21 protein-coding genes are annotated in these 23,420 nt (G+C 64.6%); 9 read left to right on the forward strand and 12 right to left on the reverse strand.

Translation table 11 applies throughout. The features are described from left to right. Positions 1–72: 72 nt before the first annotated feature. Both N0B28_RS17850 and N0B28_RS17855 read left to right on the forward strand, forming a co-directional pair. The gene (locus N0B28_RS17850; protein ID WP_043864549.1) at positions 73–753 is read left to right on the forward strand and encodes a heavy metal response regulator transcription factor; all 681 of its coding nucleotides are present in this window, start codon (positions 73–75) and stop codon (positions 751–753) included. Beyond that, entirely contained in the window at positions 750–2,108 is a 1,359-nt protein-coding gene (locus tag N0B28_RS17855; protein ID WP_088514228.1) for a heavy metal sensor histidine kinase, read from the forward strand. The genes N0B28_RS17850 and N0B28_RS17855 overlap by 4 nt, the downstream gene beginning before the upstream one ends. Before the next feature lie 102 nt (positions 2,109–2,210). Here N0B28_RS17855 and N0B28_RS17860 read toward each other — a convergent pair whose 3' ends face one another. From N0B28_RS17860 to N0B28_RS17870, 3 genes are all read right to left on the reverse strand, one after another. Next, complete coding sequence (locus tag N0B28_RS17860) at positions 2,211–3,455, reverse strand: lipoprotein-releasing ABC transporter permease subunit (protein WP_043864660.1); 1,245 nt, start codon at positions 3,453–3,455, stop codon at positions 2,211–2,213. Positions 3,456–3,527: 72 nt separating this feature from the next. Next, positions 3,528–4,211, reverse strand: coding sequence for a lipoprotein-releasing ABC transporter ATP-binding protein LolD (gene lolD, locus N0B28_RS17865; protein ID WP_173925058.1), 684 nt, complete (start codon positions 4,209–4,211; stop codon positions 3,528–3,530). Positions 4,212–4,218: 7 nt separating this feature from the next. Further along, entirely contained in the window at positions 4,219–5,469 is a 1,251-nt protein-coding gene (locus N0B28_RS17870) for a lipoprotein-releasing ABC transporter permease subunit (RefSeq protein ID WP_054916186.1), read from the reverse strand. A gap of 94 nt (positions 5,470–5,563) precedes the next feature. On the opposite strand from N0B28_RS17870, the gene N0B28_RS17875 reads away from it, so the two are divergent. Further along, positions 5,564–6,151: a PilZ domain-containing protein gene (locus N0B28_RS17875; RefSeq protein WP_043864553.1), complete on the forward strand. Its 588-nt coding sequence runs from the start codon at positions 5,564–5,566 to the stop codon at positions 6,149–6,151. Positions 6,152–6,178: 27 nt separating this feature from the next. Further along, positions 6,179–6,901 carry a glycerophosphodiester phosphodiesterase gene (locus N0B28_RS17880; protein ID WP_078479606.1) on the forward strand — a complete coding sequence of 241 codons (723 nt, stop codon included), beginning with the start codon at positions 6,179–6,181 and terminating at the stop codon, positions 6,899–6,901. Between the two features lie 42 nt (positions 6,902–6,943). On the opposite strand, the gene sthA is transcribed toward N0B28_RS17880, so the two are convergent. From sthA to N0B28_RS17895, 3 genes are all read right to left on the reverse strand, one after another. Further along, positions 6,944–8,338: a Si-specific NAD(P)(+) transhydrogenase gene (sthA, locus tag N0B28_RS17885; RefSeq protein ID WP_043864555.1), complete on the reverse strand. Its 1,395-nt coding sequence runs from the start codon at positions 8,336–8,338 to the stop codon at positions 6,944–6,946. Between the two features lie 187 nt (positions 8,339–8,525). Next, entirely contained in the window at positions 8,526–9,437 is a 912-nt protein-coding gene (locus N0B28_RS17890) for an FAD:protein FMN transferase (RefSeq protein WP_080922958.1), read from the reverse strand. A gap of 166 nt (positions 9,438–9,603) precedes the next feature. Then, positions 9,604–11,067, reverse strand: coding sequence for a glyceraldehyde-3-phosphate dehydrogenase (locus N0B28_RS17895; RefSeq protein ID WP_043864557.1), 1,464 nt, complete (start codon positions 11,065–11,067; stop codon positions 9,604–9,606). Positions 11,068–11,247: 180 nt separating this feature from the next. Between N0B28_RS17895 and mfd the strand changes: the two genes are divergently transcribed. Genes mfd through N0B28_RS17910 form a run of 3 tightly spaced genes read left to right on the forward strand, consistent with a single transcriptional unit; the run spans position 11,248 to position 17,939 of the window. After that, positions 11,248–14,697: a transcription-repair coupling factor gene (gene mfd, locus N0B28_RS17900; RefSeq protein WP_275727886.1), complete on the forward strand. Its 3,450-nt coding sequence runs from the start codon at positions 11,248–11,250 to the stop codon at positions 14,695–14,697. Between the two features lie 10 nt (positions 14,698–14,707). Next, positions 14,708–15,280, forward strand: a complete 573-nt coding sequence (locus N0B28_RS17905; protein WP_043864559.1) for a CsiV family protein — start codon at positions 14,708–14,710, stop codon at positions 15,278–15,280. A gap of 4 nt (positions 15,281–15,284) precedes the next feature. Further along, positions 15,285–17,939 carry a DEAD/DEAH box helicase gene (locus N0B28_RS17910; protein WP_275727887.1) on the forward strand — a complete coding sequence of 885 codons (2,655 nt, stop codon included), beginning with the start codon at positions 15,285–15,287 and terminating at the stop codon, positions 17,937–17,939. Positions 17,940–18,012: 73 nt separating this feature from the next. On the opposite strand, the gene nagZ is transcribed toward N0B28_RS17910, so the two are convergent. Genes nagZ through N0B28_RS17925 form a run of 3 tightly spaced genes read right to left on the reverse strand, consistent with a single transcriptional unit; the run spans position 18,013 to position 20,317 of the window. Then, positions 18,013–19,011, reverse strand: coding sequence for a beta-N-acetylhexosaminidase (gene nagZ / locus N0B28_RS17915; RefSeq protein WP_275732076.1), 999 nt, complete (start codon positions 19,009–19,011; stop codon positions 18,013–18,015). Positions 19,012–19,033: 22 nt separating this feature from the next. Then, complete coding sequence (locus N0B28_RS17920; RefSeq protein ID WP_177333000.1) at positions 19,034–19,558, reverse strand: L,D-transpeptidase; 525 nt, start codon at positions 19,556–19,558, stop codon at positions 19,034–19,036. 45 nt (positions 19,559–19,603) lie between these two features. Continuing rightward, the gene (locus N0B28_RS17925) at positions 19,604–20,317 is read right to left on the reverse strand and encodes a TetR/AcrR family transcriptional regulator (protein ID WP_043864562.1); all 714 of its coding nucleotides are present in this window, start codon (positions 20,315–20,317) and stop codon (positions 19,604–19,606) included. A gap of 228 nt (positions 20,318–20,545) precedes the next feature. On the opposite strand from N0B28_RS17925, the gene lexA reads away from it, so the two are divergent. Continuing rightward, positions 20,546–21,154, forward strand: coding sequence for a transcriptional repressor LexA (lexA, locus tag N0B28_RS17930; protein WP_043864563.1), 609 nt, complete (start codon positions 20,546–20,548; stop codon positions 21,152–21,154). Between the two features lie 12 nt (positions 21,155–21,166). Beyond that, positions 21,167–21,649 (forward strand): SOS-induced cell division inhibitor SulA, encoded by a 483-nt coding sequence (gene sulA / locus N0B28_RS17935; RefSeq protein WP_054916190.1) that lies wholly within the window; start codon positions 21,167–21,169, stop codon positions 21,647–21,649. Between the two features lie 66 nt (positions 21,650–21,715). Here the strand turns inward: sulA and N0B28_RS17940 are convergent, their stop codons facing one another. The 3 genes from N0B28_RS17940 to N0B28_RS17950 form a co-directional block, all read right to left on the reverse strand. Continuing rightward, positions 21,716–21,952, reverse strand: coding sequence for a hypothetical protein (locus N0B28_RS17940; RefSeq protein ID WP_043864565.1), 237 nt, complete (start codon positions 21,950–21,952; stop codon positions 21,716–21,718). 50 nt (positions 21,953–22,002) lie between these two features. Next, positions 22,003–22,524: a DUF6586 family protein gene (locus N0B28_RS17945; protein WP_123752343.1), complete on the reverse strand. Its 522-nt coding sequence runs from the start codon at positions 22,522–22,524 to the stop codon at positions 22,003–22,005. An 89-nt stretch (positions 22,525–22,613) separates the two neighbouring features. Beyond that, positions 22,614–23,366, reverse strand: a complete 753-nt coding sequence (locus N0B28_RS17950) for an HAD-IB family hydrolase (protein ID WP_123752342.1) — start codon at positions 23,364–23,366, stop codon at positions 22,614–22,616. Between the last annotated feature and the right edge of the window lie 54 nt (positions 23,367–23,420).

A 23,420-nucleotide genomic window follows, 5' to 3' on the forward strand; every position in this document is an offset into this window, starting at 1 on the left:
AACTTTGTCAGCTTTGCCCCGCGCACCCTGCCACAGGGTATAAACCCAGCCCCCAACGCTGCCGAGAAGCCCATGAAACTGTTGATCGTCGAAGACCAGCCCAAGACCGGCCTCTACCTGCGCCAGGGCCTCAACGAAGCCGGCTTCAGCACCGAACTGGCCACCGACGGCGATACCGGTCAGCACCTGGCCCTGAGCGGCGACTACGACCTGCTGATTCTCGACGTGATGCTCCCCGGGCGTGACGGCTGGCAGATTCTGCAGGCCGTGCGCGAGGCCGGCTTCGACACACCGGTGCTGTTCCTCACGGCCCGCGATGCGGTAGAGGACCGCGTGCATGGCCTGGAACTGGGCGCCGACGACTATCTGATCAAACCCTTTGCGTTCTCCGAACTGCTGGCGCGGGTCCGCACCCTGCTGCGCCGCGGCGCCAGCCCGCCCCAGGAAACCACCCTGAACCTGGCCGACCTGCGCCTGGACCTGATTCGCCGCCGGGTGGAACGTGCCGGGGCACGCATCGACCTCACCGCCAAGGAGTTCGCCCTGCTCGAACTGCTGCTGCGCCGCCAGGGCGAGGTGCTGCCCAAATCGCTGATCGCCTCGCAGGTGTGGGACATGAACTTCGACAGCGACACCAACGTGATCGAAGTGGCGATCCGGCGCCTGCGCCTGAAGGTCGACGATGGCCACGACAACAAGCTGATCCACACCGTGCGCGGCATGGGCTACGTGCTCGAGGAGCGCCCGGCGTGATGCGCAGATTGTCCCTGGGCGCACGCCTGGCGCTGTTGTTCGCCGCCTGCACGGCGGCGGTGTCACTGGCGGCGGGGCTCCTGTTCAGCCGGGCCAGCGAGGCGCACTTCATCGAGCTCGATCAGCAGTTGCTCGACAGTCGCCTGTCGGTACTGCGCCAGGCGCTCGTTGGCGTGCACGACCGCCCGAGCCTGGCAGCGCGGCTACCGCTGCTGCGCGGCGAACTGAGCCACCAGGCCGACCTTGCACTGCGCATTCGTGGCAGCGACGGGGCGCAGTGGTTTGCCAGCCGCCCCGGCCTGCCTGACGCACCCGACACACCGGGCCTGAGCACCCTGCGCAGCGAGGGCATGGATTTTCGCAGCCTGTGCGTGGTGCTTGAAGGCGGCAGCCGGCTCACCCTGTTTCTGGATATCACCCACCACCAGCACTTTCTGCAACGCATGCAGCGCCTGATCTGGCTGACGATGGGCCTTTCGGCGCTGGCCACCGCGCTGCTCGGTGCCTGGGCCGTGCGCCGTGGCTTGCGTCCGCTGCGCCGGATGGGCGAGGTGGCAGCCGGCGTTTCGGCACGCTCGCTGACCACACGCCTGCCCCAGGCCCAGATGCCGCCAGAGCTGGCGCAACTGGCCGGCACCATGAATGCCATGCTCGAACGTCTGGACGATGCCTTCCAGCGCCTGTCGGCCTTCTCGGCCGACATTGCCCACGAGCTGCGCACGCCGCTGTCCAACCTGCTGACCCACACCCAGGTCACCCTCACCCGCCCGCGCAGCCTGGAGGAGTATCGCGAGGCATTGCACGGCAACCTCGAGGAACTGCAATGGATGGCGCAACTGGTCAACGACATGCTGTACCTGGCCAAGGCCGACCACGGCCTGCTGATGCCCAATCGCGAGCCCCTGGCGCTGGACCAGGAGGCCGATGCCTTGATCGAGTACTACGCGCCATTGGCCGAGGATGCACAGATCAGCCTGAGCCGCGAAGGGCTGGCCGAGCTGACGGGAGACCGCAACATGCTGCGACGGGCCCTGTCCAACCTGCTGGACAACGCGCTGCGCTTTACCCCGGCACAGGGCGAGATACGGGTCGAGATTGCGCAGGGTGATGGCAGGGTTCGCCTGGTGGTGGCCAATCGCGGGGCGCCGATCGATGCAGCGCTATTGCCGCGGCTGTTCGACCGGTTCTACCGGGCCGACCCGGCACGCCGGGAAGGCAGCAGCGAACACGCGGGGCTGGGGCTGGCGATCACCCGTTCGATCGTGCAGGCGCATGGTGGGGTGATCAGTGCCGAATCGGCGCAGGGGTGGACGCGGTTCCTGATCGACTTGCCGGAACACAACGCAGCCCTGTAGGAGCCGGCGTTGCCGGCGAATCGGCGCATGCGGCATGCCTGAACATGGCCAGGCAGTGTGTCCGCTTCGCCGGCAACGCCGGCTCCTACAAGAGCGGTGGCATCACTCGTACCGCAAGGCGTACGCCGGCTCGACCTGCGAAGCACGCCACGCCGGATACAGGGTGGCCAGAAAGCTCATCACCAACCCCGCCGTGCAGATCAGCGCCACATCGCCCCATTGCAGTTCCGATGGCAGCGTACTGATGAAGTACACGTCCGAGGTAAAGATATGCTGCCCGCTGACCCGCTCCAGCCAGCCGACGATCTGGCTCACATTGAGCGCCGCGATCACACCGAGCACACCACCGATCAAGGTGCCCACCACACCGATCAGGCTGCCCTGCACCATGAACGTACCCATTATCTGCGCCGGCGTCGCGCCGATGGTACGCAGGATGGCGATGTCCGCGCCCTTGTCGTTCACCACCATGATCAGGGTGGCGATGATGTTGAACGCCGCCACCGCAATGATCATCATCAGCAGCAGGCCGATCATGGTCTTTTCCATCTTCATGGCACTGAACAGGCTGCCCTGGGTGTGGGTCCAGTCATCGGCACGGTACTGCTCGCCCAGTTCGCCCACTATCGCCCTGGACACCTGCGGCGCGGCATACAGGTCCTTGACCTTGAGCCGCACGCCCTGCACCTGGTTCGGCGCCCAGCGCTGCATGCTCGCCGCATCGGCCATGTGGATCAGGCCCATGGAGCCATCCAGCTCGGCGCCCACCTTGAACACACCGACCACGTTGAGGCGCTGCATGCGCGGGGTGATGCCGCCGGGAGCGGTGCTCACCTCGGGCACGATCAGGGTCAGCTTGTCACCGACCCTGAGGCCAAACCGACGCGCCGTCATCTCGCCTACCACCACGCCGAACTCGCCCGGCTTTAGGTCGTCGAGCCGGCCCTGAACGATGTGGTCGGCCACGATCGAGACCTTGCCTTCCTGCGCAGGGTCGATGCCGCTGATCTGGATCGGCTGCATCGCGCCCTTGTAGGAGAGCATGCCTTCCATCTCGGTCAGCGGCGCAGCGGCCAGCACTTCGGGGTTCTTCAACGCGGCATCGGCCACCGCCTGCCAGTTGTCCAGCGGCTGGGCGCCCAGCACGGCGGCATGCGGCACCATGCCCAGGATCCGCGCACTCATTTCACGCTGGAAGCCGTTCATCACCGACAGCACCACGATCATCGCCAGCACGCCCAGGGACAGGCCGATCATCGAGGTCATCGAGATGAACGAGATGAAGTGGTTGCGGCGCTTGGCACGGGTGTAACGCGCACCGATGAAAATTGACAAGGGTCTGAACATGAACTGAAGCACCCAGGTAAAGAAAAGAGACAAGGGGCCCGCCATGCACGGCGGGCCACCTGTACTGCCAGGTCAGATCGAAACCAGACGCCCGTCTTCCAGGCGCAGCACACGGTCCATCTGCCGCGCCAGGTTGAGGTCGTGGGTCACCACCAGGAACGCGGTCTGCGAGGAGCTGCTCAGCTCCTGCATCAGGTCCTGGATGCCCTGTGCGGTGTGGTGGTCGAGGTTGCCGGTAGGCTCGTCGAGCATCACCAGCCCGGGCCGGTTGACCAGCGCCCGGGCAATCGCCACGCGCTGGCGCTCGCCGCCGGACAGCTCGGATGGCTTGTGCGTCAGGCGATGGCCCAGGCCGACACGCGTGAGCAGCGCCTCGGCACGTTCGCGCGCCTCGGGGATCGGCGTGCGGCCGATCAGCAGCGGCATGCACACGTTCTCCAGCGCGGTGAACTCCGGCAGCAGGTGGTGGAACTGGTAGACGAAGCCCAGTGCGCGGTTGCGCAGCAGGCCACGTGCACGCTCGCCCAGCGCCGACAGTTCTTCACCGGCCAGCCATACGCTGCCCTGGGTCGGGGTATCGAGGCCACCCAGCAGGTTGAGCAAGGTACTCTTGCCCGACCCTGAACTGCCGACGATCGCCACACGCTCACCCGGGTGCAGCTCCAGCTGCAGGCCCGACAACACTTGCACCGACTCCGGGCCTTCCTCGTAGGACTTGCCCAGGTTGCGGCAACTCAGCACTGCTTTATCACTCATGCCCAACTCACTCATAACGTAGCGCCTCCGCAGGCTGGGTGCGCGCCGCACGCCAGGCCGGATACAGGGTGGCGAGGAAACTCAGGACCAGCGCCGCACCGCAGACCATCCACACGTCTTCGGCCATGACCTGGGACGGCAGGTAGTCGATGAAGTACACGTCGGCGTTGAGGAACTTGTGCCCCATCAACCGCTCGAGGCCGGCAATCGCTGCACTCACGTTGAGCGCGGCGGCGATGCCGACCACGGCGCCGATCAGGGTGCCGACCACGCCGATCACGGTGCCCTGCACCATGAAGATGGCCATGATCTGACCCGGCGTGGAGCCCAGCGTGCGCAAGATGGCGATGTCGCCCTTCTTGTCGTTGACCACCATCACCAGGGTGGAAATGATGTTGAACGCCGCCACCGCGACAATCAGCAGCAACAGCAGGCCGATCATGGCTTTTTCCATGCGGATGGCCTGGTACAGGTTGCCGTGGCTGCGGGTCCAGTCACGGGCGTAGAACTCGTGCTCGCCCAGCTTCTGGGCGATGTTCCAGGCCTCGCGGGGTGCCTGGAACAGGTCGTCGAACTTCAGGCGCAGGCCCTGCACCTGGTCGGCCTTCCAGCGGTGCAGGCGCGACAGGTCCGACAGGTTGGTCAGGCCAAGGTAGCCGTCGATCTCGCCGGCGCCCACGTGGAAGATGCCGACCACGGTGAAGCGCTTCATGCGCGGGAACATGCCGGCCGGGGTCACGGTGACCTCGGGGGCGACGAAGGTCAGCTTGTCGCCGATGCCCACGCCCAGCTTGGCTGCGGCCTTGTCGCCGATCATGATGCCGAAGCTGCCCGGCGCCAGTGCGTCGAGCTTACCCTCGCGCACGAAGTCGTCGATGATCGACACCTTGCGCTCTTGCGCCGGGTCAATACCGTTGAGCAGCACCTTCTGTACCTTGCCGTCATGGGTAAGCAGGCCCTGCATCTGGGTGAACGGCGCCACCGCCAGCACAGCCGGGTTCTGCTTTACTGTATCGGCAAGGGCTGGCCAGTCGCTGATCGGCTGTCCGGTCTCGAGGGTGGCATGGGGCACCATGCCCAATACGCGGGTACGCATTTCATGATCGAAGCCATTCATCACCGACAGCACCACGATCATCACCACCACGCCCAGGGCGAGGCCGATCATCGAGGTCAGCGAAATGAACGAGACGAAGTGATTGCGACGTTTGGCACGGGTGTAACGCGTACCGATAAATACGAAAAGAGGTCTGAACATGTCGGGGCTTGTTCGGAGGAAAGAGGAACGTCCTTGTGGCGGGGCTTGAATAGCAGCTTTACACTCAGACCACCGCCGCTACCATGGGTTCGCCATGTCGACATTAGATGAAGAAGATCGCCGCGAATACTACCGTATCGAGGACAGGATCGCACTGGAAATTACCCCTCTGAGCGCCGCCGAGGCCTTGGGCGGCGAGTTGTTGCAAGATGCTTCACCACTCTTCAACCTGCTCAGCGAACTGCACCTGAGCGAGTTCGAGTCCCAGCACCTGCTGCGCCAGCTCAGTGACAAGGACCGCACCCTGGCAGCCTTTCTCAAGGCCCAGAACAAACGCATCGACCTGCTCAGCGCCGTGGTTGCGCAAACCCTGCTGGGGCAGATCGGCGAGGCGCGCCCGGTGACTCTCTCCGAAGGTGGCGTCGAGGTGCACCAGGCCCAGGCCATCACCGCCGGCAGCCGCGTCTCGGTGAAGATGGTGCTGATGCCCCAGGCTCTGGGCCTGCTGCTGCGGGCCAAGGTGACCCACTGCGACAAGGCCGCTGATGGCCTGTTCGACATCGGCGCCGAATTCGTCGAGATGACCGACGCCCAACGCCAGTTGCTGGCGCGCTATATCCTGCAGAAACAGGCACTGCAACGCCGCCAGGCACTGGAACAGAACACCCCGCCTGCCTCCTGATTTTCCGTCTTGCTTGAAGGAACGAACGTGACCCTGATTTACGGCCACCGCGGCGCCAAGGGCGAAGCCCCCGAGAATACCCTGACCAGTTTCCAGCAATGCCTGAGCCACGGCGTTCGCCGTTGCGAGCTGGACCTGCACCTGTCCGCCGACAACGAGCTGATGGTCATTCATGACCCCAGCCTCAAGCGCACCACCGGCCGTGGCGGCAAGGTGGTGGAGCACAGCGCCGCCGACCTGGTGACCTACGATGCGCGCAAGGGCGGCCCGGGCTGGGTCAACCCCTGCCCGATTCCACGCCTGGAAGAGCTGTTCGAGAAATGTGATTTCGACCACTGGCAGCTGGAGGTCAAGAGTGCCTCGCGCACCCGCGCTGCCACCACGGTGCTGGCGATTCGCGAAATGGCCCAGCGCTTCGGCCTGCTGGACAAGGTCACCATCACCTCAAGCTCGCGGGAGGTGCTGGGCGCCGCCCTGGAGCTGACCCCGGACGTGTCCCGCGGGCTGGTCGCGGAATACACCTGGCTCGACCCGTTGAAGGTCGCGCAGAACTACGGTTGCGAACTGCTGGCGCTGAACTGGACGCACTGCACCCCCGAGCGCCTGGCCAAGGCCCAGCGTCAGGGGTTGCATGTGTCGGTGTGGACAGTCAACGAGCCGGCGCTGATGCTCCGACTCGCCGACTTCGGCGTAGACAGCCTGATTACAGACTTTCCCGGTTTGGCCAGCGCCACCCTCGAGAATCGCTGAAATCGGTCTCCCCGGCCGGCTCAGGCCACCGGCCGGAGCCGCTCAAAAAAGCCGGTTGAGACCGTCGTAGGCGGCAACCCGATAGGCTTCGGCCATGGTCGGGTAGTTGAAGGTGGTGTTGACGAAGTACTTCAGCGTGTTCTGCTCGCCCGGCTGGCCCATGATCGCCTGACCGATGTGCACGATCTCCGAGGCCTGGTAGCCGAAGCAGTGCACGCCGAGAATCTGCAGCGTCTCGCGGTGGAACAGGATCTTGAGCATGCCTTGCGGCTCGCCGGCGATCTGCGCCCGGGCCATGCCCTTGAAGAACGCCTTGCCCACTTCGTACGGCACCTTGGCCTGGGTCAGCTCCTGCTCGTTCTTGCCGATCGAGCTGATCTCCGGAATGGTGTAGATGCCGGTCGGCACGTCGTTGACGAAGCGCCAGCTGCCATTGTCGACGATGCTGCCGGCGGCCGAGCGGCCCTGGTCGTGGGCGGCACTGGCCAGGCTTGGCCAGCCGATCACGTCACCGGCACCATAGATGTTCGGCACGCAGGTGCGGTAGGCCTCGTCCACTTCGATCTGGCCACGGCTGTTGACCTTCACGCCGATGTTTTCCAGGCCCAGGCGGTCGGTGTTGCCGGTACGCCCGTTGCACCACAGCAAGGCGTCGGCCTTGATCTTCTTGCCCGACTTCAGGTGCAGGATCACACCGTTGTCCAGGCCTTCGACGCGCTCGTACTCTTCGTTGTGGCGCACGGTGATGTTGTTGTTGCTGAAGTGATAGCTCAGGGCCTGGGAGATTTCCGAGTCCAGGAAGCTCAGCAGCTGGCCGCGGTTGTCCACCAGCTCCACCAGCACGCCCAGGCCGCTGAAGATCGAGGCGTACTCGCAGCCGATCACGCCGGCGCCGTACACGATCAGTTTGCGCGGGGTGTGACCCAGGCTCAGGATGGTGTCGCTATCGTAGATGCGCGGGTGGTGGAAATCGATATCGGCCGGGCGATACGGGCGCGAGCCGGTGGCGATGATGATGTGCTTGGCTACCAGCTTCTCGACCACACCGTTGGCGCAGACCACTTCGATGGTCTGCTCGTCGGCGAAGCTGCCGGTGCCGAAGAACACGTCAACGCGGTTGCGGGCGTAGTAGCCAGTGCGCGAGGCGACCTGCTTGGAGATGACCTTCTCGGCGCTTTTGAGCACGTCGGGGAAGGAGAACCAGCGCGGCTCACCGATGGCCCGGAACATCGGGTTGGTGTTGAACTGCATGATCTGGCGCACCGAGTGACGCAGGGCCTTGGACGGGATGGTGCCCAGATGGGTGCAGTTACCGCCGACCTGGCGACGGCTATCGACCATCGCTACCTTGCGTCCTGCTTTGGCGGCGTTCATTGCCGCCCCTTCTCCTGCCGGGCCGGAACCCAGCACCACTACGTCGTAGTTGTAGACAGCCATGCGTACTCCTTCAGAACAGGCCCGGACGCCAGATTGACCTCCGGGGCTACATCATGCCGCCATCGGCGCCATGCAAAAATTCGGGTGCAGTCTAATCAAGCTTGAACGCCGCGCACATTAACCCTTGGTCGCGTCGTAGGCTATTTTTCTCTGCACTACATGTAGGCCGCCTTGCTGGCGAAGCCTTTCATTTCCCCGCAATGCTGTTGAATGCTGGCGTGGCCCGGGAAACGAACCCACCCTCGACCCGATTCACGAACACTGCCGCAATCCGATGCTCGACCGCGAAGCGCCAACCCTGCTCCGGGCCCAGGATCAGCAACAGGGTCGAGTACCCGTCAGCCATCAGCGCAGTGGGCGCCAGCACCGTCACCGCCGCCAACGCATGGGCCACCGGGGTGCCCAGGCGCGCATCGAAGGTATGCGAATAACGCTGGCCATTCTCCTCGAAATAATTGCGGTAGTCACCCGACGTGGACACCCCGTACCCCTCCAGCGGCAACACCTGCTGGGCTATCTGCAGATCGTCGCGCGGCAGTTCGAGTGCAATGCGCCAGGCACTGCCATCTGGCTTGCGCCCCATTGCCTTGAGCTCACCGGTAGCTTCCACCAGAAAGCTTTCGACCCCCAGAGCTTGCATCCGTGCCACGATCAGGTCGACCGCATGCCCGGCGGCGATGCTGTTGAAGTCGACCTCGACGCCAGCGTCCTTGCACAGTTGCTGGCCTTCGATACGCAAGTGGGTATACCCCACCCGCTCGCGCACCTGCGCCAGCCGCCGGGCATCGGGCACCTTCTCTTCACGCGCCTGGGGGCCGAAGCCCCACAGGTCGAGCAGCGGCTCCACCGTGAGATCGAAGGCCCCGTCACTCTGGCGCGAGAGCTGCTCACCTACCCGCACAAGCTGCAGCACGTCGGCCGGCATCGCCTGGCAGCGGTGGGCGGGCAACTGGTTGAACTGCCCCACCAGTGAATCGCTGCGGTAGGTGGAGAAGCGCTGGTCGATGCCCTGCAGGATCGCCTCGACCTCCTGCTGCACCTGCCCAGGCGTCGGGCCGCCGGCCTTGCGCACGTACTGCACGGTGTAGCTGCTGCCCATGGTCGGGCCACTGATGCGCTCGATCGAATCCCTGTGCTCGCAACCGGCCAGCAATGCCACCAGGGCAGGCAGCGCAGCCCATCCCTTTTTCACACGACGCCTCCTTTTCTGAAGCCAAAAAAAACGGGAACCCGCAGGCTCCCGTTCTTTCAACGCAACGTAATGCTTAGCGTGGGAACGCTGGCGGGTTGACCCCGGCCATGTCTTCCATCACGCGCACTACCTGGCAGCTGTAACCGAACTCGTTGTCGTACCAAACGTACAGTACAACGCGGTTGTCGTTGCAGATGGTGGCCTCGGCATCGACCACACCGGCGTGACGCGAGCCGACGAAGTCGCTGGAAACCACTTCCTGCGAGCTGACGAAGTCGATCTGCTTGTGCAGGTCCGAGTGCATGGCCATCTGGCGCAGGTACTCGTTGATCTCGTCGCGGCTGGTGGCCTTTTCCAGGTTCAGGTTCAGGATCGCCATCGAGACGTTCGGCGTCGGAACGCGGATCGCGTTACCGGTCAGCTTGCCCTTGAGCACTGGCAGCGCCTTGGCGGCGGCAGTGGCGGCGCCGGTCTCGGTGATGACCATGTTCAGCGCAGCGGAACGACCACGGCGGCTGCCCTTGTGGAAGTTGTCGATCAGGTTCTGGTCGTTGGTGTACGAGTGAACGGTTTCGACGTGACCGTTGACGATGCCGAACTTGTCGTTGACTGCCTTGAGCACCGGCACGATGGCGTTGGTGGTGCAGGAAGCCGCCGAGATGATCTTGTCGTCAGGGCTGATGTCGGCGTGGTTGATACCGTGCACGATGTTCTTCAGCGCGCCCTTGCCCGGTGCGGTGAGGATAACGCGTGCGGCACCCGGGCAGGCCAGGTGCTGGCCCAGGCCGTCGGCATCGCGCCAGACGCCGGTGTTGTCGACCACCAGGGCGTTCTCGATACCGTACTGGGTATAGTCGACTTCGCTCGGGTTCTTCGCGTAGATAACCTGGATCAGGTTGCCGTTGGCGGTGATGGTGTTGTTTTCTTCGTCGATGGTGATGGTGCCATCGAACGGACCGTGCACCGAGTCACGACGCAGCAGGCTGGCACGCTTGATCAGGTCGTTCTCGGCGCCCTTGCGTACCACGATGGCACGCAGGCGCAGGCCGTCGCCACCACCGGTCTTCTCGATCAGGATACGCGCCAGCAGACGGCCGATACGACCGAAGCCGTACAGGACCACGTCGGTGCCCTTGCGTGCAGAGGCGTTCTGCTGGCCAACCACGTCGGCCATTTCTTCACGCACGAACTGCTCGGCGCTGCGGCCGTTGCCTTCTTGCTTGAACTTGTTGGCCAGCTTGCCCAGGTCGACCGAAGCGGCGCCCAGCTTGAGCTCGCTCATGGCCTTGAGCAGCGGGAATGTCTCGTGGACAGACAGTTCGGTTTCGTCGGTCTGGCGATGACGGGCAAAGCGGTGGGCTTTGAGGATCGCGATCACCGAACGGTTGATCAGGCTACGGCCATAGATCGAGCTCACCACATTGTTATTGCGGTAGAGCTGACCGATAAGCGGGATCATCGCTTCTGCAAGCGCTTCACGATCGATCCACTCACCAAGACACTGGTCGGGCTTCTGAGTCACGGGAACCTTCCACATGTAGGGACAGAAAAAAGGGGCTACATTATGACGCCCCGCGTCGCTTCGAGCAATGAGCGCCTGTCGCCGGCGCCGCACGGCATGATCCGGGCCCCACATTCAGGCGGCTGAAACCTGACAGCAATGCCCCGCGCCCGGTACAATCGGCGTTTTGTCGCAACGCTTGGAGCTCGACCTCCCGTGCCTGTTCTGCGTCTACCTCACCTGCCGGCCAGCGCCGGCAAACACACCTGGGGCAACCTGCCCGGTGCCGCCCTGAGCCTGGCCATCGCCGAGGCCGCCAGCGCCGCGAAGCGCTTCACCCTGCTGCTGACCGCCGACAGCCAGAGCGCCGACCGGCTGGAGCAGGAGCTGCGTTTCTTCGCCCCGGAACTGGCCGTGCTGCCGTTCCCCGACTGGGAAACCCTGCCCTACGACCTGTTCTCGCCGCACCAGGACATCATTTCGCAACGGATCGCCAGCCTGTACCGGTTGCCGGAGCTGGACCACGGCATCCTCGTGGTGCCGATCACCACCGCACTGCACCGCCTGGCGCCCACGCGCTTTCTGCTGGGCAGCAGCCTGGTGCTGGACATCGGCCAGAAGCTGGATGTTGAACAGATGCGCACGCGCCTGGAGGCCAGCGGCTACCGCTGCGTCGACACCGTGTACGAGCATGGCGAGTTCGCCGTGCGCGGTGCCCTGATCGACCTGTTCCCGATGGGCAGCAAGCTGCCGTACCGCATCGACCTGTTCGATGACGAGATCGAGACCCTGCGCACCTTCGACCCGGAGAGCCAGCGCTCGATCGACAAGGTCGACTCGGTACGCCTGCTGCCGGCCCGCGAGTTCCCGCTGCAAAAAGACGAAGTCACCCGTTTCAAAGCGCGCTTTCGCGAGCGCTTCGACGTGGATTTTCGCCGCAGCCCGATCTTCCAGGACCTGAGCAGCGGTATCGTGCCGGCCGGCATCGAGTACTACCTGCCGCTGTTTTTCGAGGAAACCTCGACCCTGTTCGACTACCTGCCGGAAAACACCCAGGTGTTCTCCCTGCCCGGCGTGGAACAGGCCGCCGAGCACTTCTGGAGCGATGTACGCAACCGCTATGAAGAGCGGCGCATCGACCCTAACCGCCCTCTGCTGCCGCCTGCCGAGCTGTTCATGCCGGTGGAAGACTGCTTCGCCCGGCTCAAGGGCTGGCCACGGGTGGTGGTCAGCCAGGACGACATCGACGCCGGCCCCGGCCGCGAGCGCTTTGCCGCGCAGACGCTGCCCAACCTCGCCATCGAAGCCAAGGCCAACCAGCCCCTGGCGGCGCTGTCGGGGTTCCTCGAGCAATTCCCCGGCCGCGTGCTGTTCACCGCCGAATCGGCCGGGCGCCGCGAAGTGCTGCTGGAACTGCTCGAACGCCTGAAACTGCGCCCGCAAACCGTCGATGGCTGGCACGAGTTCGTCGCCAGCAAGCAGCGCCTGGCAATCACCATCGCACCACTGGACGACGGCCTGCTGCTGAACGATCCGGCCCTGGCGCTGGTTGCCGAGAGCCCGCTGTTCGGCCAGCGCGTGATGCAGCGGCGGCGCCGCGAGAAGCGCAGCGACGTCAACAACGACGCGGTGATCAAGAACCTTACCGAGCTGCGCGAAGGCGCCCCGGTGGTGCATATCGACCATGGCGTGGGCCGCTACCTGGGCCTGGCGACACTGGAGATCGACGGCCAGGCCGCCGAGTTTCTCACCCTTGAATACGCCGAAGGCGCCAAGCTGTACGTGCCGGTGGCCAACCTGCACCTGATCGCGCGCTACACCGGCAGCGACGATGCGCTGGCACCGCTGCACCGTCTGGGCTCCGAGACCTGGCAGAAGGCCAAGCGCAAGGCGGCCGAACAAGTGCGCGACGTGGCTGCCGAGCTGCTCGACATCTATGCCCGGCGCGCCGCGCGCAAGGGCTATGCGTTTGCCGACCCGTCGGTGGACTACGCCACCTTCAGTGCCGGCTTCCCGTTCGAGGAAACCCCGGACCAGCAGTCGGCCATCGAAGCGGTACGCGAGGACATGCTCGCCGCCAAGCCGATGGACCGCCTGGTGTGCGGCGATGTCGGCTTCGGCAAGACCGAAGTGGCCATGCGTGCCGCCTTCATCGCCGTGCACGGCGGGCGCCAGGTCGCGATCCTGGTGCCCACCACCCTGCTCGCCCAGCAGCACTACAACAGTTTCCGCGACCGCTTTGCCGACTGGCCGGTAACCGTCGAAGTGATGAGCCGCTTCAAGTCGGCCAAGGAAGTCGGTGCCGCCGTGGCGGACCTCGCCGAAGGCAAGATCGACATCGTCATCGGTACCCACAAGCTGCTGCAGGACGACGTCAAGTTCAAGGACCTGGGCCTGGTCATCATCGACGAGGAACACCGGTTCGGCGTGCGCCAGAAAGAGCAGCTCAAGGCGCTGCGCAGCGAAGTAGACATCCTGACCCTGACCGCCACGCCGATCCCGCGCACGCTGAACATGGCGGTGGCGGGCATGCGCGACCTGTCGATCATCGCCACCCCGCCGGCACGCCGGCTGTCGGTGCGCACCTTCGTGATGGAGCAGAACAAGAGCACCATCAAGGAGGCGCTGCTGCGCGAACTGCTGCGTGGCGGCCAGGTGTACTACCTGCACAACGACGTGAAGAGCATCGAGAAGTGCGCCGCCGACCTCGCCGAACTGGTACCCGAGGCGCGCATCGGTATCGGCCACGGGCAGATGCGCGAACGTGAACTCGAACAGGTGATGAGCGACTTCTACCACAAGCGCTTCAACGTGTTGATCGCCTCGACCATCATCGAGACCGGCATCGACGTGCCCAGCGCCAACACCATCATCATCGAGCGTGCCGACAAGTTCGGCCTGGCCCAGTTGCACCAGTTGCGCGGCCGCGTGGGGCGCAGCCACCACCAGGCGTATGCCTACCTGCTGACGCCCCCACGCCAGCAGATCACCCCCGACGCCGAAAAGCGCCTGGAGGCCATCGCCAATACCCAGGACCTGGGCGCAGGCTTCGTGCTGGCCACCAACGACCTGGAGATCCGCGGCGCCGGCGAACTGCTGGGCGAAGGCCAGAGCGGGCAGATCCAGGCGGTGGGCTTCACCCTCTACATGGAAATGCTCGAACGCGCCGTCAAGGCGATTCGCAAGGGCACCCAGCCCAACCTCGACCAGCCCCTGGGCGGCGGCCCGGAGATCAACCTGCGCGTACCGGCACTGATCCCCGAGGACTACCTGCCCGACGTGCATGCGCGCCTGATCCTGTACAAGCGCATCGCCTCGGCGGTGGACGAAGATGGCCTGAAGGATCTGCAGGTGGAGATGATCGACCGTTTCGGGCTGCTGCCCGAGCCGACCAAGAACCTGGTGCGCCTGACCCTGCTCAAGCTGCAGGCCGAGAAGCTGGGCATCAAGAAGGTCGACGCCGGCCCGCAAGGCGGACGGGTGGAATTCGAGGCCGAGACCCCGGTCGACCCGCTGGTGCTGATCAAGCTGATCCAGGGCCAGCCCAAGCGTTACAAGTTCGAAGGCGCGACGATGTTCAAGTTCATGGTGCCCATGGAACGCGCCGATGAACGCTTTACTACAGTGGAGGCGCTGTTCGAACGACTCGCCCCGAAACCCGCTTGAAGGATGATCCATGCGTGCAATTCGTAGCTTGACCCTGCTGCTGGCGCTGATTGCGCCGGCCGCCTTTGCCGACAGCCAGTACCAGGTCGAGATGTTCCTGCTGCGCCAGAATGCGGTGCCCGCGATCACCAGCCAGTTCGCCCCGGAAGACTGGCGCCAGGGCGCCAAGGCCCCCAGCGACTACGACGTGCGCAAGCCGGTGCTGACCGCACAGGCCGAAAAGCTGGCCGCCGACAGCAACTACACCGTGCTGCTGCACAAGGCCTGGCAGCAGCAGGTAGGCAGCGAACCGTCGCGGGTTGCCATCAGCGAGGGCCAGGAGCAGTTCGGCCACTTCCCGGTCGAAGGCAATGTCAGCCTCAGGCAGGGCCGTTTCATCGAAGTGCAGGCCAACTTCTGGGTCAACCAGCTCGATGGCAATGGCAGCGTGATCCAGAGCGAACAGCTCAGGCAGGTCAACAGCACGGTGAAGAACAACGAACTGACCTTCCTCGATGGCGGGCACCTGGCGGTCCTGTTCAAAGTGATCGCCGCCGGCACACGCACCACCTCTCCTGCTGAAGCGGAGATGATGGAACAGTAGAGCCATGTCGACCACACTGCAGCGCGCGCTCAAGAGCAAGCTCTGGCGCGAACAATTCGGCCCCAAGACCCTCACCCGAGGGCTTGACTATGCAGACAACAAGCGCGTCAGGCTCGTTTCGGTTGACGACAAGGGCGCGACAACCCTGTGCCACGGGTCCGGCGGCAACCTCTACCGTCAGACCCTGCTGATCGAAGGCGACGTTCACCCCCTCCTGATCGCCACCTGCAGCTGCCCTGTCCGCCAGAACTGCAAGCATTGCGCAGCGGCGCTGTACACCCTGACGGAGCGGCTGACGGCCAACGACTTTCCGCCGCCTCCAGCCACGGCGACCTACCAGAACCAGGTCATCGAAAATGTGCCGGCTGTTGCGCACCTCACCCTGGGCAGCTACGAATTCACCGCCTACATGCCCAAGACCGGCAAGATGCAGCGCCAGTTGCAACACCGTGCGGCACTGGCGTTCACCTATGACGGGCAGCGCACCAGCGACAAGAGCAGCAGCGAAGTCATCCGTATCGACGGCAACGTCCGCCAGCGTATCCAGCGTCAGCCAGACGCCGAAAAGGCGCTGCGCCAGACCTTGAAGAAAATGGGCTTCAGCGTTGCCACGCGCCAGAGCAAGGCATTGCCCGACAGCGCCGGCGAAATGCTGCAGATGGCCGACGACCAGGCCTGGCTGCAGTTCGCCCGCACCGGCATCGATACCCTGCGTGCAGCCGGCTGGGAGGTGGAAGTGAGGCCCGACTTCGCCTTCAACCTGCATGACATCGACGACTGGTACGCCGATGTCGAGGAAGCGCCGGGGCGCGAATGGTTCGACCTGGAGCTGGGCATCGTGGTCAACGGCCAGCGCCACAGCCTGCTGCCGATCGTGCTGCACCTGCTGCGCAGCAACCCCGAACTGCTGCGCCCCAGCGAACTGGCCCGGCGCAGCGACGACGAGTACCTGCTGATCGACCTGAACCGCGCCCGCCATGACAGCCCGGCGCTGCGCGTGGCCTTGCCCTACGCACGCATCAAGCCGCTGATGGCCACCCTGGGCGAGCTGTACCTGGGCAATGACAGCGGGCCTTCGCTGCGCCTGGCAGCGCCGGATGCCGCGCGCCTGAGCAGCATCGACGACATGGCGCTGACCTGGCGCGGCGGCGACCGGGTACGCGACTTTGCCCGCCGCCTGCGCGAGTCCAGGCGTACCGACATCGCCGCCCCCGAGGGCCTGAACGCCACGCTGCGACCCTACCAGCTCGAAGGCCTGAACTGGTTGCAGACCCTGCGCGAACTGGAGGTCGGCGGGATCCTGGGCGACGACATGGGCCTGGGCAAGACCCTGCAGACCCTGGCGCACCTGCTCACCGAAAAGAACGCGGGGCGCCTGCAGCGCCCTGCCCTGGCCGTGATGCCGACCAGCCTGATCCCCAACTGGCTCGACGAAGCGCAGCACTTCACCCCGCAGCTGCGCGTGCTGGCCCTGCATGGCCCCGGCCGCACCCGACACTTCGCCGACCTTGACCAGTACGACCTGGTACTGACCACCTACGCCCTGCTGCCCCGCGACCTGGCTCACTTCACCGCGCAGCCCTGGCACCTGCTGATTCTGGATGAAGCGCAGAACATCAAGAACGCCAACAGCAAGGCCGCCGAAGCGGCGCGCGAGATCCAGGCCAACCAGCGCCTGTGCCTGACCGGCACACCGATGGAAAACAACCTGGGCGAACTGTGGTCGATCTTCCACTTCCTGCTACCCGGATGGCTGGGCGACAGCAAGGCCTTCAGCCGCGATTACCGCACCCCTGTCGAACGCCATGGCGACGTCGAGCGCATGGCGCATCTTGCCGCGCGCATCAAGCCATTCCTGCTGCGCCGCACCAAGGAACAGGTGGCCCGCGAACTGCCGGCCAAGACCGAGATCGTGCATTGGGTGGAGCTGAGCGACGCGCAGCGCGACACCTACGAAACGGTGCGGGTGGCGATGGACAGGAAGGTCCGCGAGGAAATCACCCGCAACGGCGCGGCACGCAGCCAGATCGTGCTTCTGGATGCGTTGCTCAAGCTGCGTCAGGTGTGCTGCGATCTGCGCCTGGTCAAAAGCATTGCGCCAAGAACCACCCATTCGGACAAGGGCAAGCTGGGCAGCCTGATGCAGATGCTCGACGAACTGCTCAGCGAAGGGCGACGCATCCTGCTGTTCTCGCAGTTCACCTCGATGCTCGAACTGATCGAGCAGGAGCTGCACAAGCGTGGCGTCCGCTACAGCCTGCTGACCGGTGAAACCCGCGACCGGCGCACCCCGGTGCAGCAGTTCCAGAGCCTGCAGACGCCACTGTTTCTGATCAGCCTCAAAGCGGGCGGCACCGGCCTCAACCTCACCGCGGCCGACACGGTGATCCACTATGACCCGTGGTGGAACCCGGCCACCGAAAACCAGGCCACCGACCGCGCCTACCGCATCGGCCAGGACAAGCCGGTGTTCGTCTACAAGCTGATTACACGGGGCACGGTGGAAGAGAAGATCCAGAAGTTGCAACAGGAGAAGGCAGCGCTGGCTGCAGGCTTGCTGGAGGGGCGTCAGGCGGGGGACTGGAAGCTGGCGGATGAAGACATTGATGCGCTGTTTGCGCCGTTGCCCGGGAAGCGGCAGGCCGCGAAAATTAGTTGAGCCTTTCGCCGGCAAGGCCGGCTCCTACAGGTATCGCAGCACCTGCAGGAGCCAGCCTTGCCGGCGCAGGACCTCAGTCGATCAGTTGTGCATCCCTCAGCGCGCCAAGCGCCTCCAGCCAGCGGGGCTGCTGGCGGTAATCGGTACGCGCAAAACCCTGCCCGCGCATCTGCGCGATCCGCGGCGACGGCCTCACCCTCAACCGCTGCGCCGCGGACAACGCAAGCTCGGCAGCCGCCCGATCATTGCACACCAGGCCCATGTCGCAACCGGCACTCAGCGCCGCCTCGATACGGCTGGCGGCGTCCCCCACCACATGCGCACCGGCCATCGACAGGTCATCGCTGAAGATCACCCCGTCAAAGCCCAACTCGCCACGCAGAATCTCCTGCAGCCAGCGCCGCGAGAAGCCGGCCGGCTGGTTATCGACCTGTGGATAGATCACGTGCGCCGGCATCACTGCCGCCAACTGCCCGCTCAGGCGCGTGAACGGCACCAGGTCGGCTGCGCGGATCTGCTCCAGGCTGCGCTCGTCGGTGGGTATCGCCACATGCGAGTCCGCCTCGGCCCAGCCATGCCCCGGGAAGTGCTTGCCGCAGGCCGCCATGCCCGCCGCGTTCATGCCGCGAATGAAGGCACCGGCAAGCAAGGTGGCGCGCTGCGGGTCACCCTCGAAGGCGCGACTGCCAACCACCGCGCTGCGCTGGTGGTCAAGGTCCAGCACCGGGGCAAAGCTCAAGTCGAGCCCTACCGCCAGCACTTCGGTTGCCATCAGCCAGCCGCAGTGTTCGGCCAGGCGCTCGGCATTGGGGTTGTCTGCAATCGCACGCATCGCGGGCAAGCGCACGAAGCCCTGGCGCAGGCGCTGTACGCGACCACCCTCCTGGTCCACGGCCAGGATCACGTCCGGGCGCACGGCACGAATCGACGCACTCAGTTCGCGCACCTGGCGCGGGCATTCGATGTTGCGGGCAAAGATGATCAGGCCGGCCACTTCGGGCTGACGCAGCAGGTGGCGGTCTTCGGCAGTCAGCCAGGTGCCGGCCACGTCGACCATCAGGGAGCCTTGCAGGCGGGTACTCATAAATGATCCTTCAGTTGAGGGGCGCGCTCGCCCACTGGGGGCAGGCGGCTTCTTCGATCTGTACCGGGCAATGCACAGGCACCCGGTCGAACAGCGCTACCAGGTCGGCGTTGCGCAGGCGTATGCAGCCGTGGGACAACGGCACACCCATGGGTTCGCTGTCGGGCGTGCCGTGCAGGTAGATATAGCGGCGGAACGTATCCACGGGCCCGAGGCGGTTGCGCCCCGGCTCGCGGCCGCTGAGCCAGAGAATGCGCGAGAGAATCCAGTCACGCCCAGGGAACTGCGCGTGCAGGTCGGGCGTCCAGACCTCGCCGGTCCAGCGACGCCCGCGCAGCACCGCGCCCTGGGGCAAGCCCGCGCCGATCTTCGCACGCACCTGATGCAGCCCGCGCGGTGTACAACCGGAGCCGTTGTGCTCGCCCGGGCCATTGAGTGCGGTGGACACCGCAAGACGCACCGCCAGTCGCCCCTGGGCGAACCCATAAAGGCACTGGTCGGCGATGGAAATGTGCAGCAAATCGAGAATAGGCATGGGCGCTAGCTTAGCCGAAGCCGGCTGTGCCGCCCAGCCGGGGAATCAGGCCTTTGCCGGCACCGGGGCGTGGCTGGTCTTGCTGCGCGGACGCAACTGCGCCGCCGCCATCGCCTCGTCCGTGACCCCGCTGTCGGCACGCATGCCGGCGGCCAGGAACGGCACCATCAGGCGCATGACCTGCTCGATCGAGGTATTGACCCCGAAATCGGTCTCGGCAATCGCGCGCAGGGCCTTGATGCCCGACATGCTGAACGCTGCAGCGCCGAGCATGAAATGCACGCGCCAGAACAGTTCAAGGGGAGGAATCTGCGGCGCGGCCTCGTTGACCAGCAGCATGTAGCGGCGGAACACCTTGCCGTACATGTCTTCGAGGTAACGACGCAAGTGGCCCTGGCTCTGGCTGAAGGCCAGGCCCAGCAGGCGCATGAAGATCGACAGGTCATTGCCGCTGCGCGGCTGCACCACCAGCGCCTGCTCGACCAGCATCTCCAGCAGTTCTTCAAGGCTGGGCTTGTGCTCGGGGCGCGCCTGGCGCCGCTCGAGCTCACGCTCCAGGCTCTGGCAGAACGGCCCTAGAAAACGCGAGAAGACCGCCTGGATCAGCGCCTTCTTCGAACCGAAATGGTAGTTCACCGCCGCCAGGTTGACGCCGGCCTTGCTGGTGATCAGCCGCAATGAGGTTTCGGCAAAACCTTTTTCCGCGAACAACTGCTCGGCAGCATCGAGAATGCGTTCAACGGTTTCCGACTGGGCCATGACTACTCCGCGAGACAAACACTTGTTTGAAACATACGTTTCAAGGCAGGGTTCTGTCAAGTACGCACGGGCGTTTTGTGCCCGGCCGGTCATGGTATTGAAGGCAGCGACAAGCCACAAGCCGGAAGCGGCAGGCAGCTGCGGGCACGCTTGGAGCTTGCCGCTTGTAGCTTGCCGCTATCACTGTATATAATCCCAGTCACTGTATAAAAAGACAGAGCGATCGACATGCTAAAACTGACGCCACGCCAAGCTGAGATTCTGGCTTTCATCAAGCGCTGCCTCGAAGACAACGGCTTCCCGCCCACCCGCGCGGAAATCGCCCAGGAACTGGGGTTCAAATCCCCCAACGCCGCCGAAGAGCATCTGAAGGCACTGGCCCGCAAGGGTGCAATCGAGATGACCCCTGGTGCCTCGCGCGGCATCCGCATTCCGGGGCTCGAGAGCAAGCCCGATGAAAACGCCCTGCCCATCATTGGCCGCGTGGCCGCGGGTGCCCCTATCCTCGCCCAGCAGCACATCGAGGAATCCTGCGCCATCAACCCGGCCTTCTTCCACCCCCGCGCCGACTACCTGCTGCGCGTGCACGGCATGAGCATGAAGGACGTCGGCATCGTCGACGGCGACCTGCTGGCCGTACACACCTGCCGCGAAGCGCGCAATGGTCAGATCGTCGTAGCCCGCCTGGGTGACGAAGTCACGGTCAAGCGCTTCAAACGGGAAGGCAACAAGGTCTGGCTGATCGCCGAGAACCCCGAATTCGCCCCTATCGAAGTCAACCTGAAAGAGCAGGACCTGGTCATCGAGGGCTTGAGCGTCGGCGTTATCCGCCGCTAATAAGGAGGCGTCATGCAGTTCCCCCACGTACCACAGCAAGCACAGTTGCCCTTGTTCGAAGCATTCCTGGCCCAGCCGGTACTGCCGCGGGTCAAAACCAGGCAGCCCGCCCGGCAAAGCAACAAGCCGCAGGCATTCAGCGAGCTGTCCTTGCGTGGCGCGCTGGAGCACTGCCAAAGCCTGCTGGCACCGGTGCTACGCGACCTGAGCGAACTGAGTGAAGAGCATGACGCCCGCTGGCTTACCCTGATCGCCCCACCCGGTAGCCTTACCCAGGCCTGGCTGAGGGACGCAGGGCTCAACCGCGAACGCATACTGCTGCTGCAGCCTCGCGGCAACCAGAGTGCGCTGCAACTGGCCTGTGACGCCCTGCGCCTTGGGCGCAGCCATACGGTGGTCACCTGGTTCAATCCGGTCAGCAACGGCGCCCGCCTGCAACTGACCAATGCTGCCCGTGCGGGTGACGCACAAAGCCTGAATATCCGCCTGGGCTGATACTCGCTGAACGCTCGAAGGGTATGCAGCAGGCTTCCTCAGGACGAGGAAGCCGGATACTGACGGTCAGTGCAGAACCCGTGGGCCTGCATGTTCCTGTTCGATCTCGCCTTCAACCAACTTGCCGGCCATCTGCACACCAACGCTGAGCATGGCCTTGGCCACCTCGACGTGTTGGCCCTGCAGGAACGCCTTGGCATCTTCCGAAAAATCCAGGGTTACCAACGACCCCTCGTCCTCGGCGCGGCGCAACTCGATGCGACCGTCAGGCAACTCTACAATTTCTAGAAAGGACGTGGGCATAAAAGACTGTTCTCCAGGAAAGGCCGGCATTGTACCAGCCACTGGCAGGATCAGCACTCACTCAGACCTTCGCGAAAACGCACCACGAGGCGTTTGAGATTCTGCCGCCAGCTCTCCAGTTCTTCGCGCGACAGCGCTGGCGCCTCGGGTTCATCCAGGCTCACGGCCTGAATCAACGGTTGGGTCACATCACCTTTGGGCGCCTTGCTCGCGACAGGTGGTCGGAACAAATCGGCATAAGCCCTGAGCAGTTGCGCCAGCCAGGTTTCAGGCTGCTCGGCAAGTTCGACCAGTTCAGCCAGCTCGGGAATGGCGATGGTCGCCAGTACTTCACGGCTCAGCAGTTGCTCGGCACGCAGCGCGCCGGCCTGGGGCAAGCGATAATAGCCACCGACCTCATGACACAGCCCCAACAGCGCACCATACAGGTGAAACAGCGCAGACTCCCGCTCGGCCTGGGTCTGCGCCTGGGCGTTCATGGCGCGACTGTCCTGCGCCTTGCCCAGTGCCTCCAGGGCCAGACCGGCGAAATAGATCTTCTGGTTGGTACGGGTATAGAGTTCCTGGGCCATCGAGGCGCGCTCCGAGGGAGTGTGAGGCGGGGGCTCAGTTTCTGTGATGGATCGCAGGCACGCAAGCTGAATCACCGCAGGCGTGAGGCTCAACCGCCCTTGCGGTCATCGTTGCGCGGCAAACCGCCAACCGTGGTTGCAGCCGAGTCTTTCGGCGTGGCCGGGGTGACCGGGCCGTAGATCTTTTCGATGCGCAGGCGGCCACGCTGCCACGCGGGATGAAAGTGCCGCCAGTGTGCGTCCTGAGCCGCGGCCAGCAGCTCATGGTCGCCCCGCGTGTCGCCCCAGGCGCGCATGCGGTACTGCGTCAGCACCCCGTAAACCGCCTCCAGGCGCAGAACCTTGGCTTCGCAGCGGCAGTTGTCTCCACTGATCCTGCCGGTCAGCACGCCATCGATCACCTCCAGCTCGGTGCCGATCAGCTTGATGCCCAACTGTTCGGCAAAGGGCTTGAGCACCAGCGCCGGCGATGCCGAACAGATCGTCACCTCGGCACCAGAGGCCAGTTCCTGTTTCACCGAAATCACGCCCTGCGGGCGCATCAGCCGGGCCCACGCCTGCGACTTGAACGCCACCGCCTTCTGCGCGACCCATTGCTCTTTCACACCCGCAAGAAACGTCTGGATCAACTGGGCCTTGAGTTCATCGCGGCTGATCCGCCGCCCCATATAGCGCAGGCTTGGCCAGATCATCCGCAGCATGCGGCGAGCAAAAAAGCCGTTGCCGAAAGCGAACCTCAAAAAAGGTACAAAGCTGTCACGGCGGGTCAGCGTGCCATCGAAATCGAACACCGACAGGATTCTGGCCGACTGCGGCCCTGCTTCCAACATTTCCTGACTCATCTGCTTGCCTCTGCTCGATGGTGTACAGCCCTGGCGGAGAAACGTCCCGATCAA

Origin of the sequence: Pseudomonas sp. SD17-1 (assembly GCF_029201585.1) — a bacterium.
Taxonomy (GTDB): Bacteria; Pseudomonadota; Gammaproteobacteria; order Pseudomonadales; family Pseudomonadaceae; genus Aquipseudomonas; species Aquipseudomonas palmensis.